Here is a 15,280-nt window from a genome sequence, read left to right as displayed (position 1 = left end):
CTCTGTGAGGGCGAGGAGACCAGAGGCAACGGACGCGGGCGCGAGAGGAGGCGTGCACCGGCAAGGAGCGCGCATGGAAAACGAACTCGACCAGATCGAGCAGCAGGTCGCCGAGATCACCACCGATATCGAGGAGGTCATTCCGGTCCTGCCGGAGTGGGTCATGCCGGTGGCGGTGGTGCTGGCGTTCTTCCTGCTCGGGCTGCTGGTGTTCCGGCTGGTCTACGCCATCCTTGATCGCGCGGTCGCGGGAAGGGACCTGTTCTGGCGCAGCCTCGTGGCGCGCACCCGCCGGCCGCTCCGGCTGGGGCTCGTGGTGGCGGCTCTGTTCATCGGCGTCGCGGTGGCGCCGCTCGGTCCCGAGCAGACCGATCTCGGCCAGCACGCGCTGCTCATCGCGTTCATGGTGCTGGTGGCGTGGACGCTGCACACGGCGCTGCACATCTGGACCACGGTGCACCTGCGCAAGTTCACCCTCGACAGCGAGGACAACTACCTTGCCCGCAAGCACGTCACCCAGAGCCGCATCATGGTGCGGCTGGCGGGCTGGGTGATCGTCATCGTGGCTACCGCGGCGATCCTGATGACCTTCGAGGGGGTGCGGCAATGGGGCGTGTCGCTGCTGGCGGCCGGCGGGGCGGCCGGGATCGTGGTCGGTCTGGCGTTTCAGCCGGTGCTGAAGAACCTGATCGCCGGCATCCAGCTGGCGGTGACCCAGCCGATCCGCATCGACGACGCGGTGATCGTCGAGGGCGAGTGGGGCTGGGTCGAGGAAATCACCGGCACCTACGTCGTGATCAAGATCTGGGACTGGCGCCGTCTCGTCGTGCCACTGAGCTACTTCATCGAGAAGCCGTTCCAGAACTGGACCCGCGACAGCTCGTCCCTGATCGGCGGCGTGCTGCTCTATCTCGACCACTGCGCCGACATCAAGCGGCTGCGCGCCAAGACCGAGGAGGTCTGCCGCAACTCGGCGCTCTGGGATGGCAATGTCTGCCACGTGCAGGTCAACGATTTCCGCGAGCGGGTAATGGAAGTGCGGGTGCTGGCCTCGGCCCGCAACGCCCCGCGCACCTACGACCTGCGCTGCGAGATCCGCGAGGAGCTGATCACCTGGATCCAGAAGGAGATGCCCGAGGCGCTGCCGCGCACCCGCGAGACGGTCTCGGTGGATGGCGGAGGCCGTCCGATGCCGGCGGGGATCGAGGTTATAGGCGGCTAGGCCGGTTTGGGGGCGCTGCCCCCGCCCGCGCGGGACGCGCGGACTCCCCCCGGAATATTTGACGCCAGAAGAAACCAAGAGCGCTGCGCCCCTGGCTTCTCTTCGTCAAAAATACTCCCGCCGGAGGCAGGCCGACCCGTGCGACCGGGTGCCGGTGTCAGGGACGGAGCACCGCCGCCTGCTGCCGGGCCAGCCGGTGCTCGCGCAGGAAGCTGTAGAGCCCGGCGGCGAGGATCAGCGCGGCGCCGGCCCAGGTCCAGCCATCCGGGCGCTCTCCGAAGATCGCCATGCCGAGGCCGGCGGTGAACACCAGCCGCGTATAGCGGAACGGCGCCACGGATGAGACCGGCGCCATGCGCATGGCCATCGTCACGGCAAGATAGCCCGCCGCCGTCACCGCCACGGCACCGGTCATGTAGCCGAAGGTCTGCGCCTCGCCCGAGAGCGGCGCGCCGGTGATCAGGAGCACCGCGAGCCCCACGGGGAGCACCGCGGCGAAACCGTAGGCCGACACCGCCAGCGACGGGATGCGCGCGGGCAGGGTCCGTGTCACGAGATCCCGTGCGGCCAGCCCGGTGACGCCAATCACCGGGAAGAGCTCCCACCCGGTGAACCCAGCGCCGCCGGGGCGGATCACCATCAACATGCCCACGAGGCCCGCGCCGATCGCCAGCCAGCGCCGCCAACCCACCGGCTCGCGCAGGAACAGCGCCGCGCCCAGCGTGACCACCAAGGGCGCGGTCTGCATGATCGCCGCCATCAGAGACAGCGGGATCTTCGACAGCCCGACGATCATGCCCAGGGCGCCGATCATCTCGAAGAGATTGCGCAGCATCACCTTCGGCTCGAAGGCTTGGGACAGGCTCAGCCGCACGCCGCGCAGGGCGGCGAGGGCGAAGAACAGCGCGGTGGCCCCGACGCTCAGCATCACCATGACCTGTCCGACCGGGGCGGTCTGGGAGGCGAGCTTGAGAAAGGCGTCGCTGGCGGCCAGCAAAGCCATCGAGGCCACCATCAGCGCGATGGCGCGTAACGTGTCCACCTTCGGCTCAGGTGATCACGTCGGGCGCGGTGCGACCGGTGCGGGAGGTGATCTCGGCGATCGCCTCGGCGGCGGCGATGACCTCGGCCAGGGCCTCCTGCGGATCGAGGCCGAAGGCGTCCGGGTCGGTCTCGACCTTCTCGAGATAGACCCGCAGCGTCGCGCCTTCCGTGCCGGTGCCCGACAGGCGCAGCACCAGGCGGCCGCCACCCTCGAACAGCACCCGCAGGCCCTGGCCCTCGGCGCGCGAGCCGTCGACCGGATCGTCGTAGGAGAACTCGTCCGCCGCGGCGACGGACAGGCTGCCGAAGCTGGTGCCGGGCAGGGTGGCGAGCTGCGCGCGCACATGCTCCATCACGCCGGCAGCCGCGTCGCTGTCCACCGCCTCGTAATCGTGGCGAGAGTAGTAGTTGCGGCCGTACTCAGCCCAATGCGCCTCCATCAGCTCGGCCACCGAGCATTTCTTCACCGCGAGGATGTTGAGCCAGAACAGCACCGCCCAGAGCCCGTCCTTTTCGCGGACGTGATCGGAGCCGGTGCCGAAGCTCTCCTCGCCGCACAGCGTGGCGCGACCGGCGTCGAGCAGGTTGCCGAAGAACTTCCAGCCGGTCGGGGTCTCGTAGCAGTCGATCCCCAGCTTCTCGGCGACACGGTCGACCGCCTGCGAGGTCGGCATGGAGCGCGCGACGCCCTTGAGGCCATCCTTGTAGCCCGGCACCAGCGTGGCGTTGGCCGCGAGCACCGCGAGGCTGTCAGAGGGCGAGACGTAGCAATGCCGGCCCACCACCATGTTGCGGTCGCCGTCGCCATCTGAGGCGGCGCCGAAATCGGGGCCGCTGTCGGACATCATCTCGTCCCACAGCTGCTTGGCCCAGGTCGGGTTCGGGTCGGGGTGACCCTCGCCGAAATCCGGCAGCGGGATGGCGTTGAAGACGGTGCCGGGCGAGGCGCCCAGAATCTCTTCGAGAACCCGTGTCGCGTAGGGGCCGGTGACCGCGTGCATCGCGTCGAAGCGCATCCGGAAGTCGGATTTGAAGAGCGCGCGGATGGCGTCGAAATCGAACAGCTCGGCCATCAGCTCGGCATAGTCCTCGACCGGGTCGACGATCTCGATCTCCATCTCGCCAAGCGTCACCGTGTCCGTCATGCGCAGGCCGATGTCGTGGCTCTCGGCGATGTGGAACTCGGCGATCTCCTTGGTGGCGTCGAAGATCTTGCCGGTGATGCCCTCGGCGGCCGGCCCGCCATTTCCGGCGTTGAACTTGACGCCGAAATCGCCCTTCGGTCCGCCGGGGTTGTGACTGGCCGACAGGATGATGCCGCCATCGGCGCCGCGCTTGCGGATCAGGTTGGAGGCGGCGGGGGTCGACAGCAACGCCCGCTTGCCGACGATGACCTTCTTGGCGCCGCTGGCCGCGGCCATGCGCAGCACCACCTGCGCCGCCTGCGAGTTGAAGTGCCGCCCGTCACCGCCGAGCACCAGCGTCTTGCCCTTCACGCCGCCGATGCCGTTCCAGATGCTCTGGATGAAGTTCTCGAGGTAGTGGTGGCTCTGGAACACCTCGGTCTTCTTGCGCAGGCCCGAGGTGCCCGGCTTCTGGCCCTTGATCGGCTCGGTCGGGATGGTGCGAATGCTGGTCATGAGTGTTGTCTCCTATCGCCCGGCACGTTTCATGATCCGGGCAGCGTTTGCAAGCACCGGGCTTGCCGCGATCTCGTCGACGCCGGCGGGCAGCCGCTGGCGCCAGTTCGGGTATTCCCATACCGTTCCCGGCATGTTGGGCTGGCTTTCCATCTCGAGGATATCCTCGACCTGTAACGCCACCATGCAGGATGCGGTTTCCGCCAGCAGCGCCGCCATCGCCTCGGGGCGCTCGGGGGCGTGGTCGTCGCGGTAGGGCGCGGTGGCGCCGTCGATGCCCTCGACCTCGCGGCCGCGGAAGCCGAACATGCCCTCGGCCCGCTCGGCGGGGATGATGCCCATGTCGCGGCGCAGGGCGATTTCACGACCCTCGCGCCAGCCTTTCCAGGTCGGCAGGTCATGCGAGGAGAAGCTGGCGATGACGCCCTCGTCGTAGGCCTGAGGCGCCTTGTACCACGGCGGGTCACCGGTGTGCTCGAAGCACATCAGTCGGCAGCCGAGGATGCCGCTGTCTTTCAGGGCGTGCTGCAACCCGTCGGGAATGACGCCCAGATCCTCGCCGACGATCACCGCGCCGGCGCGCGCCGCCTCCATCCGCGCCACCGCCAGCATCGCGTCGCGGGGCATGGTGACATAGGCGCCGGGCAGGTCGCCCTCCGGCACCCAGTAAGCGCGCTCGAAGCCGAGGATGTGGTCGATCCGCAGCGCGCCCGAGAAGCGCAACTGCTGGCGCAGCGTCGCGGCCAGCGCCTCGAAGCCGGTGTCGATCAGGTGCACCGGGTTGAACGGCGCGAGGTGCCAGTTTTGGCCTTGCGGTGCGAAGGCGTCGGGCGGCGCGCCGAGGCTGGCGCCGAAGGCAAAGCTCTCGCGGTCCTCCCAGGTCTCGGCGCCGTGCGGGTGGGTACCGACGGCAAGATCGAGATAGAGCCCAAGCTCGAGCCCGGCATCCTGCGCCCGTCTTTGGGTTTCCGAAATCGATCCCTCGGAGCTGTATTGCAGCCAGGCGTGAAAGCGCACCCGGTCGGCCAGCTCCTGCGCGGCCTGGGCCACCTCGGGGCTGTCCGGGTCTTGATAGGCCGCGGGCCAGCTGTCCCAATAGGCGCCGAATTTCTCCGACAGCGCCTGATGGGTCGCGAAGCGATGCAGCGAGGCGCCTTCGTGGCGCAGGTATTCGTCGAAGCCGGGGCCGGGCGGAGCGGCGCGGAACTCCTCCTCGAGTGCGGCCAGCCGCGCCGGCACCTCCTCTGGCAGGATCAGGATCGGGCCTGCCGGCTCGGCGCGGGTGGCGGTGTGCAGGTAAAGCGGCGCGACGCGGCGGCGGTGCGAGGGCGTGTAGGGGCTGAAGCCCTCGGGGTTGGTCAGAAACCCCGCATGGATCGGATTGATGCCGAGAAAGGCCGCGCCGGTGGGGCCGAGGCCCTCGGCCAGCCGGGCGAGATCGTCGTAACTGCCGAGCCCGCCCTCGGCCTCGCTGCGCAGGCAGGCCAGCGGCGCCATCAGGCCCCAGAGCTTGCGCGGCAGCGGCAGGCGCTCGGGCGCGCAGAGCAGCCAGCAGCGCTCGCCGCCGCTTTCGAGCCGGTGCCGGCCCAGAGGCAGCTCGGGCAGCGCGCCGCGGCCCTCGGTCTGGCTGCCATCCTCGCGGGTCAGCTGCCAGGCGCCCGACGGCACGAGGCCCACCGGCTCTCCCGGCTCGCAGACATGCCAGCGCGGCAGCTCGGTCTCGGGCCGGTCGGGCGCATCGGCGAGGCCCATCGCGGCCAGAAGCGCCGTCTTGGTCTCTTCGCTCGAAACCTGAGTTTCGCCGTGCAAGTCGCGGAATTCGGATACGATTCCGGCTTTTTCCGCGCGGGTGTTGATGCTGTCACTCATACAGGTTCCTCGACGAGGGCAATCACCGAATTGGCGGCCATCTGGATGGTGGTTCCGACGCGCTCGGCGCCGAGATCGGGGCTTGAGGTGTCGATGTGGCGCACCCAGCAGAAGCCCTCTGGCAGGCTCGGCAGCGTGAGCGCGGTGGCATCGCCGGAATTGAAGGCGAGGTAGATCGCGTCCTCGCGCTGCGCATATTTCGGGGTGCCGCTGGCCATACGGAACTCGGCGCAGAGCACCTTCATATGGCCGTTGGTCCAGTCGGCGCGGGTCATCTCGGTGCCGTCCGGGCGCCACCAGAACAGGTCCGTCACGCCGTCGACCTTGCGCGGGATCGAGTGCAGGAAGCGCTTCTGCCGCAGGATCGGGTGCGCCTTGCGAAAGCTGATGAGCAGGCGCGTGAAGGCGAGAAACGCCTCGTCTGCGGCCTCCCAGTCGATCCAGGTGGTGTCATTGTCCTGCGCATAGGCATTGTTGTTGCCGTTCTGCGAATGGCCCACCTCGTCGCCCGCGAGGATCATCGGGGTGCCCTGGCTGAGCAGCAGCGTGGCCATCATGTTGCGCCGGCGTTGCGCGCGCTGCGCGTTGATCTCGGCATCGTCCGTGGGGCCCTCGACGCCGAAATTGTCAGAGTGGTTCTCACCATGGCCGTCGCGGTTGTCCTCGCCATTGGCCTCGTTGTGACGCTCGGTGTAGCTGACGACGTCCGTCAGGGTGAAACCGTCATGGGCGGTGAGCAGGTTGACCGACGAGGTCGCGTGGCGCCCGGAATGGTCGAACAGGCCAGCCGAGCCGGTGATGCGGTCGGCCAGCACCGGCACGTGGCCGAGATCGCCGCGCCAGAACCGCCGCACGCCGTCGCGATACTGGTCGTTCCATTCGGCGAAGGGCGGCGGGTAGTTGCCAAGCTGATAGCCTCCGGGGCCGATGTCCCAAGGCTCTGCGATCAGCTTTTTCGTCGCCAGAACGGGATCTTGCCGGACGGCCTTGAAGAAGGCGCTTTCGCGGTCGAACCCGGTCTCGGTGCGCCCGAGCGTCGAGCAGAGATCGAAGCGGAAGCCGTCCACCCCCATGGTGGTCGACCAATAGCGCAACGAATCCAACACCATGCGGAGCACCATGGGATGCTCGATATTGACGCTGTTCCCGGTGCCGGTGTCGTTGTGATAGAAGCGCTTGTCCTCGTGCAGCCGGTAATAGGATCGGTTGTCGAGACCGCGGAACGAGAAGGTCGGGCCGTTCTCGTCGCCTTCACAGGTGTGGTTGTAGACCACGTCGAGGATGACCTCGATGCCCACCGAATGCAGGCGGGCCACGGTGTACTGGAACTCCCACAGCCGACCCTGACTCAAGTACCGCGGCTCGGGCGAAAAGAAGCCCAAAGTCTGGTAACCCCAGTAGTTTACGAGGCCTTTTTGAACCAGGAAGCGATCATTGAGAAACGCTTGCACCGGCAGCAGCTCCACCGCGGTGACGCCGAGCTTGATCAGGTGCTCGAGCACCGGGTCCGAGGCCAGCGAGAGGAAGTGGCCGGGGTGGTCGGCATCGGGGAATTTCTTCGTCAGGCCCTTCACATGGGCCTCGTAGATGATGCTTTCCTCGAGCGGCGTGTTGGGCGCCTTGTGGTTGCCCCAGTCAAAGCTCGTGTCCTCGACCACGCATTTCGGCATGTAGCGTGCGCTGTCGTGCGGATCGGGCGCCTCGACCCCGCCATAGAGCGACGCGTGCCAGGTCGGATGCCCGGTCAGCCGCCGCGCGTAGGGATCGAGCAGCAGCTTGGCTGGGTTGAAGCGGTGACCTTCACGCGGCGCAAACGGGCCTTCGACGCGGTAGCCATAGAGCTGGCCGGGCATCAGGCCGGGTACGCGGCCATACCAGATGTCCCCGTCGCGCTCCGGCATGGCGAGGCGCGCGGTCTCGGTGCCATGGTCGTCGAACAGGCACAGGTGGACGGCCTCGGCGTGTTCCGAGAACACGGCAAAGTTCACCCCGTCGCCATCGAAGCTCGCGCCCAGGGGCGCGGCGCGGCCTGCCAGCATGTCGGGTGCGCTCATTCCGCCCTGACCAGCTCGGCATAGAGCGACGCATAGGCGGTGGCGGATTGGTCCCAGCCCACGGGGGCGGCCATGGCGTTCTTCATCATCCTGTTCCAGGTCTCACGATCCTGGTAGAGATTGACCAGCTTCATGAACTCCTGCGCAAGGGCCTGCGCGGTCAGCGGGTGGAACTGAAGCCCGGTTGCGGCACCGGATGCCAATCCTGCAGGCGATGCGTTCACCACCGTATCTGCAAGCCCGCCGGTGAGCCCGACCACCGGGATTGTGCCGTGGCGCAAGCCATAGAGCTGGGTCAGGCCGCAGGGCTCGAAGCGCGACGGCACGAGGATGGCATCACCCCCGGCGATCATCCGGCGCGCCAGCGCCTCGTCATAGCCGATGGTGGCCGCGACGCCCTCGTGCGCTTCGGCGTAGCCCTGGAAGGCCCGCTCGAAGGCGCGGTCGCCGCTGCCCAGAATGATCAGCTGGCCACCGCGGTCGAGCAATGCCGGCAGGGCCTGCAGCAGGATGTCGATGCCTTTCTGCTCTGTCAGACGCGAGACCAGCACGCAGATCGGGCCGGGCCAGTCCGGGAGGCCGAACTCATTGCGCAGGGCGGCGCGGTGCTTGGCCTTGCCGGACGGCGCCTTGTAGGGCGGCCGCCAGAGATCCTCGTCGATGCCGTTGAGGATGCCGACGAGATCTTCCTGCCGCTCGCGCAGCACGCCGTCGAGCCCCATGCCGTATTCGCTGGTCATCAGTTCGGAGGCATAGGTGGGCGAGACGGTCGACAGTTTATCCGCGTAGACAAGACCGGCCTTCAAGGCGCTGATATTGCCCCAGTATTCGTAGCCACGCTCGTTGAACTCCGAGGACGGCAGGCTCAGCGGCGAGATCATCGAGGCCGGCGACAGACCCTGAAAGGCGATGTTGTGGATGGTCATCAGCGAGGCCACCCGGTCGCTCGCACCAAGCTCGCGGAGATAGAGCGGTGCATAGCCGGCCTGCCAGTCATGGCAGTGCATGACCTGCGGAAACCACCCTTCGACACCGTCGGCGCAGAGCATGGCCGCGGTGACCGACAGCGCTGCGAAGCGCTCGGCATTGTCGGAATGGTCGCTTCCGTGGCTGTCGATATAGGGGCCGCCGTCGCGTTCATAGAGATGCGGCGCGTCGAGCGCGTAGAGGACCTGTTCGCCAAGCTTGCCGCGATAGAGCCGCGCGGCGCCTCCGAAGAGGTCGTCCCATTCGGCGACCTTGCGGCGCCGTCCGACCTCGGACATCACCTTGGGGTAGCCGGGCAGCAGGGTGCGCATCTCGACACCCTTTGGGGCCAGTGCGCCGGGCAGCGCGCCCGCCACGTCCGCAAGCCCTCCGGTCTTGATGAGTGGCACGCATTCCGACGTGACAGACAGCACTCTCGTCATTTCTCGGCTTTCCTCCGGTCCAGCATCTGCTGGGTAATGAGCGTCACGCCGCCGGGGCTGACGCGGAACCACTTGGCGTCTTCCTCCGGGTCCTCGCCGACGACGAGCCCCTCGGGAATATGCACACCACTGTCGATGACGACATTGGTCAGCCGCGCGTGCCGCGAGACGTTGACATAAGGCAGCGCCACGACCCCCTGCAGCGAGGCATAGGAGTTGGTGTGGCACATGGTGTAGAGCAGCGAATTGCGGATCTCGGTGCCCGAGACGATGCACCCGCCGGAGATCATCGAACTGACGGCGGCGCCGCGCCGGTCGTCCTCGTCATGGATGAATTTCGCCGGCGGAACCAGCTCGGAATAGGTCCAGATCGGCCAGTTGCGATCCCACAGATCGAGATCGGGGGAGAAGTCCGTGAGGTCGATATTGGCCTTCCAGAACGCGTCGACGGTGCCGACATCGCGCCAGTAGGCCGGCGCATCGGGGCGAGAGCGCACGCAGCTGTCCTCGAAGCGGTGAGCCTGCGCGGTGCCCTTGGAGACGATCTCGGGGATCATGTCATGGCCGAAATCGTGGCTCGAGGCGTCGTTCTCCATGTCCTTCACCAGCCGCTCGCGCAGGTGGTGCCAGTTGAAGACGTAGATGCCCATCGAGACCAGTGTCTTCTCGGGATCGTCGGGCAGACCCGGCGGATCGGCGGGCTTTTCGAGGAACGAGGTGATGCGGTCGCGCCCGTCGACGGCCATGCAGCCAAAGGCGCTGGCCTCGGAGCGGTCGACGGTCAGACACCCCACGGTAACCTCGGCATCGGTCTCGACATGCTGCCGGATCATCGCCTCGTAATCCATCTTGTAGATGTGGTCGCCGGCGAGGATGACGATGTAGTCGATATCGTAGCTGTCGATGATGTCGATGTTCTGCGCCACCGCATCGACGGTGCCACGATACCACATTCCTTCCGAGACCCGCTGCGAGGCGGGCAGGATGTCGAGGAATTCGTTGCGCTCGGCGCGGAAGAAGTTCCAGCCGCGCTGGCAATGCCGGATCAGGCTGTGCGCCTTGTACTGCGTCGCCAGCGCGATCTTGCGGATGCCGGAGTTCAGCGCGTTCGACAGCGCGAAATCGATGATCCGCGCCTTGCCGCCGAAATAGACCGCGGGCTTCACCCTAGTGTTGGTCAGCTCGTGCAGGCGCGATCCGCGGCCGCCGGCCAGAACGAAGGCCATGCTTCGTCCTGACAGTTTCTGGTGCGTCCGTGACATGTCATTTCCTCCTCGTTGTCCGGTCGCCTCCCCCCGTGGTGTGGTGACCGTTTGATATGCCCCGGAGGCCGCTCAGGCGTCGCGCACCAGGTAGATGGTCGAGAGCGGCGGGAGGGTCACGTCGGCATGGGCCGGCTGGCCGTGATACGCGCCGTCCTGCGCCTCCACCGATCCAAGGTTGCCGCGATTGCTGCCGCCATAGATCTCGGCGTCGCTGTTGAGCGCCTCGCGCCATGTGCCGGCAGCCGGCATCCCCAGACGGTAGGCGCCGTGCTCCTTCGGTGTGAAGTTGCAGATCACCACGACCTCCGGGTCGTCCGGTCCGCCGCGCCTGACCCACGAGAACACCGAGTTCTGCGTGTCGCCGCCGTTGATCCACTGGAAGCCGTCCTCGAAGCAGTCCCGTGCGTGCAGGGCCGGGGTGTCGCGGTACAGGTGGTTGAGATCGCGCACGAGGCGCTGGATTCCGGCATGCTGCGGGTTCGACAAGCACTCCCAGTCTACCTGCGCGTCGTGGTTCCACTCGCTGCGTTGCGCCAGTTCCTGGCCCATGAACAGCAGCTTCTTGCCGGGGTGGCCCCACATGAAGCCGTAATAGCTGCGCAGGTTGGCGAACTTCTCCCATTCGTTGCCCGGCATCTTGCCGAACATCGAGCCCTTGCCGTGCACCACCTCGTCGTGGCTGATCGGCAGGATGAAGTTCTCCGAGAAGGCGTAGACCAGCCCGAAGGTCATCTGGTGGTGATGGTACGAGCGGTGGATCGGGTCCTTCTTGATGTACTCGAGCGTGTCGTTCATCCAACCCATGTTCCACTTGAACCCGAAGCCGAGCCCGCCCTGATCGACCGGCTGCGACACGCCGGGATAGGCGGTGCTTTCCTCGGCCACGGTCATGATGCCCGCGTTCTCGCCATAGGCCTCGGTGTTCATGCGCTGAAGCACCGCGATGGCCTCGTAATTCTCGCGCCCGCCATCCTTGTTGGGCACCCATTCGCCGGGGCTGCGCGAATAGTCGCGATAGAGCATCGACGCCACCGCATCGACGCGCAGACCGTCGGCGTGGAACTCCTCGAGCCAGAACAGCGCGTTCGCGGTGAGGAAGTTCGACACCTCGGCGCGGCCATAATTGTAGATCAGCGTGTTCCAGTCCTTGTGGAAGCCCTCGCGCGGGTCGGCGTGTTCGTACAGCGCCGTGCCGTCGAACTTGCCAAGCCCGTGCGGGTCGGACGGGAAGTGGCCCGGCACCCAGTCGAGGATCACCCCAACCCCCGCGCGGTGGGCGGCGTTCATCAGGTCGCGGAACTCGTTGGGAAGGCCGCAGCGGATGGTCGGTGCGAACATGCCGATCGGCTGGTAGCCCCAGGAGCCGTCGAACGGATATTCGCTGATCGGCATCAACTCGATATGGGTGAAGCCCATTTCTTTGACATAGGCGATCAGCTCGTCGGAGGCTTCGATATACGATATCGGGCGGCCTCGATCCTTGCGCCGCCAGGAGGGCAGGTGGACCTCGTAGACCGAAATCGGCGCCTCGCGGCTTTGCATCGCCTCGCGCTTGGTCATCCAGTCGCCGTCGGACCAGCCATATTCGCGAATGTCGCGCACGATCGAGGCGTTGGCGGGCGGATGCTCCGAGCCAAAGCCCACCGGATCCGCCTTGCGCGGCTGGATGGTGCCGTCCGGACCGGCGATCTCGTAGCGATAGAGGGCGCCATCCCCGACATTGGGGATGAAGATCTCCCACACGCCGGTGGCGCCGCGCTTGCGCATGGTGTGGCGCAGACCGTCCCACCAGTTGAAGTCGCCAACCACCGAGACGCGCCGGGCATTCGGCGCCCAGACGGCGAAATGCGTGCCCTCGCAGCCTTCGTGCGTCATCACGTGCGCGCCAAGCGCTTCCCACATCCGCAGGTGGCTGCCTTCGCCGAGGAGATACTCGTCCATCTCGCCCAGCACCGGGCCGAACCGGTAGGGATCTTCGAACTCCCAGCTCTCCTCGCCGGCCTTGCCGCGCAGGTGATACGGCTTGTCGCCGGGGACCTTGCCGCGGAACACACCGGGCGTGTCTGCGACCGGATCGAGCGGGTGGGTGTCCGAGCCGATCACCGCCCACATCTGCCTGGCGCCCGGATCGAAGGCGGTGACCTGGCGGTCGCCATCTTTGGTCCGGTGCGGCCCGAGCAGGGCGAATGGATCGTCATGCTGACCCTGGGTCAGGCGATGAAATTCCGAGGCGGGAGGATGATTTGCATCAGTCATGCCTCGAAGCTTAGTGCGATTGACGCGAGCTGCAATGTCTCGCGTCAACTCTTGTCGCGGATCAGTCGAGAAGGCTCTTGGCGTCCCAAATATCCGCCATGTAACCGCGGATCGTCCGGTCGGACGAGAACCAGCCGGAGCGTGCCGTGTTGAAGGCCGCGGTACGGGCCCAGCCCTGCGGGTCCTTGAAGGCCACGTCCACCTCACGCTGCGCGCGCCAGTAATCGGTAAAGTCCGAGCAGACGAGGAAATAATCCGCGCCTTCGAGATTGCCGGTGATGTTGTGATAGCGCTCGGGCTCGGACGGCGAGAACCGGCCCTCGCGGATCACCTCGAGCGCGCGGGCGAGGCGCGGGTCGGCGGCGATGGCCTTCTGCGCGTGGCCTTCGACCATGCGGCGCTCCATCACCTGCTCGGCGGTCATGCCGAAGAGGAAGAAGTTCTCGGCCCCCACGTGATCGCGGATCTCGACATTGGCACCGTCAAGCGTGCCGACGGTGGGCGCGCCGTTCAGGGCGAACTTCATGTTGCCGGTGCCCGAGGCTTCCTTGCCCGCGGTCGAGATCTGTTCCGAAAGGTCGGCTGCCGGCACCAGCCGCTCGGCCAGCGTGACGTTGTAGTTCGGCAGGAAGGCGATCTTGAGGTACTTGCTGGTCACCGGATCGGCGTTGATCACCGCCGCCGCGTCGTTGATCAGGCGGATAATGTCCTTGGCAAAGAAATAGCCCGGCGCCGCCTTGCCGGCGAAGAGCTTGAGCCGCGGCGTCCAGTCGGCATCCGGGTTGTCGCGGATTTCAAGCCAGTGGGCGATGGTCTCGAGGATATTGAGGTGCTGACGCTTGTATTCGTGCAGGCGTTTGATCTGCACGTCGAAGATCATGTCGGGATCAACATGGAAGCCGTGCGTCTGCCCCATCCAGTTCGACAGCTCGACCTTGTTGTCGCGCTTGATCTTGCCATAGCGGTCGAGCCAGCCGGCATCCTCGATATATGGCTCGAGCGCTTCGAGCTGTTCGAGATCGTCGACCCATGCCTCTCCGATCGACTCGGTGATGAGACCGGCCAGACCGGGGTTGCAGCCCAGAAGCCAGCGCCGCGGCGTGACACCGTTGGTCTGGTTGACGATGCGGTCGGGATGAAGATTGTGCAGCTCTTCGAAGACGGTGGTCTTCATCAGTTCGGTGTGCAGCGCCGAGACGCCGTTGACCTTGTGCGCCATGACGAAGGAGAGCTGGCCCATCTTGACCTGATGGTCGGCGCGCATCGACTGGGTGCGCGACGGGTTGCGGGTGGCGTGCGCGTTGTCGATCTGGTCGATGATCTGGATGTGGCGCGGCAGCAGGCGACCGAACAGCGCCTCGCCCCAGCTTTCCAGCGCCTCGGGCAGCAGCGTGTGGTTGGTGTAGCTGAGCGTGTTCCGCGCGATCTCCATCGCCTCGTCGAAGGGGATGCCGCGCTCGTCGTGCAGGATGCGGATCAGCTCGGGCCCGGCGATTGCCGGGTGGGTGTCGTTGAGCTGGATCGCCACCTTCGAGGGCAGCTTGCGCAGGTCGCCGAACTGGTTGTTGAAGCGGCGCAGGATGTCGCGCAGCGCCGCACCGGTCAGGAAGTACTCTTGCTTGAGGCGCAGCTCCTTGCCCTGCTCGGTGGTGTCGTCGGGGTAGAGCACGCGGCTGATGGTGCGCGCCAGCGCCTCGGGGGCAGCGGCGCCGGCGTAATCGCCGTGGTTGAACGCGGCCAGGTCGAACGGGTGGATGGCACGCCCCGACCACAGGCGCAGCGTGTTGGCCCAGCGGCCTTTCCAACCGACCACGGGGGTGTCGAACGCCTCGGCCTCGACCTCTTCGGCCGGGTGCCAGCGCACCGTCTCGCCGTGGTTGGTGACGTGGCCGCCGAACCCGATGCGGTAGCGCACCTCGGGGCGTTCGAATTCCCAGGCGTGGCGCTGGCCGAGCCAGAGCTCGGGCTGCTCGACCTGGCGACCGCCGACAAAGCTCTGCCGGAACAGGCCGTGCTCGTAGCGGATGCCGTAGCCATGCGCCGGGCAGCCGATGGTCGACAGGCTTTCGAGGAAGCAGGCGGCAAGCCGGCCAAGGCCGCCATTGCCAAGCGCGGCATCGGGCTCGTCTGCCAGCACTTCGTGATAGTCCTTGGAGAACTCGGCGAGCGCTGCTTTCGCTTCCTCGACCAGCTCAAGATTGACGATGCCGTCCTCGAGCAGGCGCCCGATGAGGAATTCCATCGACAGGTAGTACACCCGCTTGGCGCCGCTGTCATAGGTGCGCTCGGTCGCCTTGAACCAGGCGTCGACGATGCGGTCGCGCACCGCGTAGCTCAGCGCCATGCGCCAGTCTTCGAGCATCGCGTGCTCGGGATCCTTGCCAAAGGAATAGGTCAGATGGCGCAGGATCGAGTCGCGCAGGGAGGGCGTGGAGAGTTGCAGCATGGTCTTATCGCTCGCTCGATAGGGTCATAGGTGCTCCTGAGCGGAGTGTTCTGCTATCAATACCGCATCCGGTCA

Annotated in this window: 9 protein-coding genes; 1 reads left to right on the top strand and 8 read right to left on the bottom strand. The window is 66.5% G+C overall.

Annotated elements, in window-relative coordinates; all coding sequences use genetic code 11:
• Window positions 1-73 precede the first annotated feature (73 nt).
• The gene (locus LCM15_RS02465; RefSeq protein WP_224852646.1) at window positions 74-1,222 is read left to right on the top strand and encodes a mechanosensitive ion channel family protein; all 1,149 of its coding nucleotides are present in this window, start codon (window positions 74-76) and stop codon (window positions 1,220-1,222) included.
• Window positions 1,223-1,379: 157 nt separating this feature from the next.
• Here LCM15_RS02465 and LCM15_RS02460 read toward each other — a convergent pair whose 3' ends face one another.
• The 8 genes from LCM15_RS02460 to LCM15_RS02425 form a co-directional block, all read right to left on the bottom strand.
• Entirely contained in the window at window positions 1,380-2,264 is an 885-nt protein-coding gene (locus tag LCM15_RS02460; RefSeq protein ID WP_224852645.1) for a DMT family transporter, read from the bottom strand.
• A 7-nt stretch (window positions 2,265-2,271) separates the two neighbouring features.
• Window positions 2,272-3,906 (bottom strand): alpha-D-glucose phosphate-specific phosphoglucomutase, encoded by a 1,635-nt coding sequence (locus LCM15_RS02455; RefSeq protein ID WP_224852644.1) that lies wholly within the window; start codon window positions 3,904-3,906, stop codon window positions 2,272-2,274.
• 12 nt (window positions 3,907-3,918) lie between these two features.
• Window positions 3,919-5,775, bottom strand: coding sequence for a 4-alpha-glucanotransferase (locus LCM15_RS02450; RefSeq protein WP_224852643.1), 1,857 nt, complete (start codon window positions 5,773-5,775; stop codon window positions 3,919-3,921).
• Window positions 5,772-7,829 carry a glycogen debranching protein GlgX gene (glgX, locus tag LCM15_RS02445; RefSeq protein ID WP_224852642.1) on the bottom strand — a complete coding sequence of 686 codons (2,058 nt, stop codon included), beginning with the start codon at window positions 7,827-7,829 and terminating at the stop codon, window positions 5,772-5,774. Before glgX ends, LCM15_RS02450 begins: the two co-directional genes overlap by 4 nt.
• Entirely contained in the window at window positions 7,826-9,238 is a 1,413-nt protein-coding gene (glgA, locus tag LCM15_RS02440; RefSeq protein ID WP_224852641.1) for a glycogen synthase GlgA, read from the bottom strand. Before glgA ends, glgX begins: the two co-directional genes overlap by 4 nt.
• On the bottom strand, window positions 9,235-10,500 hold the full coding sequence (gene glgC / locus LCM15_RS02435; protein ID WP_224852640.1) for a glucose-1-phosphate adenylyltransferase: 1,266 nt from the start codon (window positions 10,498-10,500) through the stop codon (window positions 9,235-9,237). Before glgC ends, glgA begins: the two co-directional genes overlap by 4 nt.
• A 72-nt stretch (window positions 10,501-10,572) precedes the next feature.
• Window positions 10,573-12,759 (bottom strand): 1,4-alpha-glucan branching protein GlgB, encoded by a 2,187-nt coding sequence (glgB, locus tag LCM15_RS02430; protein ID WP_224852639.1) that lies wholly within the window; start codon window positions 12,757-12,759, stop codon window positions 10,573-10,575.
• A gap of 61 nt (window positions 12,760-12,820) precedes the next feature.
• On the bottom strand, window positions 12,821-15,205 hold the full coding sequence (locus LCM15_RS02425; RefSeq protein WP_224852638.1) for a glycogen/starch/alpha-glucan phosphorylase: 2,385 nt from the start codon (window positions 15,203-15,205) through the stop codon (window positions 12,821-12,823).
• Window positions 15,206-15,280: the final 75 nt, after the last annotated feature.

The sequence above is a fragment of the Salipiger bermudensis genome (assembly GCF_020171625.1).
Taxonomy (GTDB): Bacteria; Pseudomonadota; Alphaproteobacteria; order Rhodobacterales; family Rhodobacteraceae; genus Salipiger; species Salipiger bermudensis_B.
This window is presented reverse-complemented; position numbering and strand designations above follow the sequence as displayed.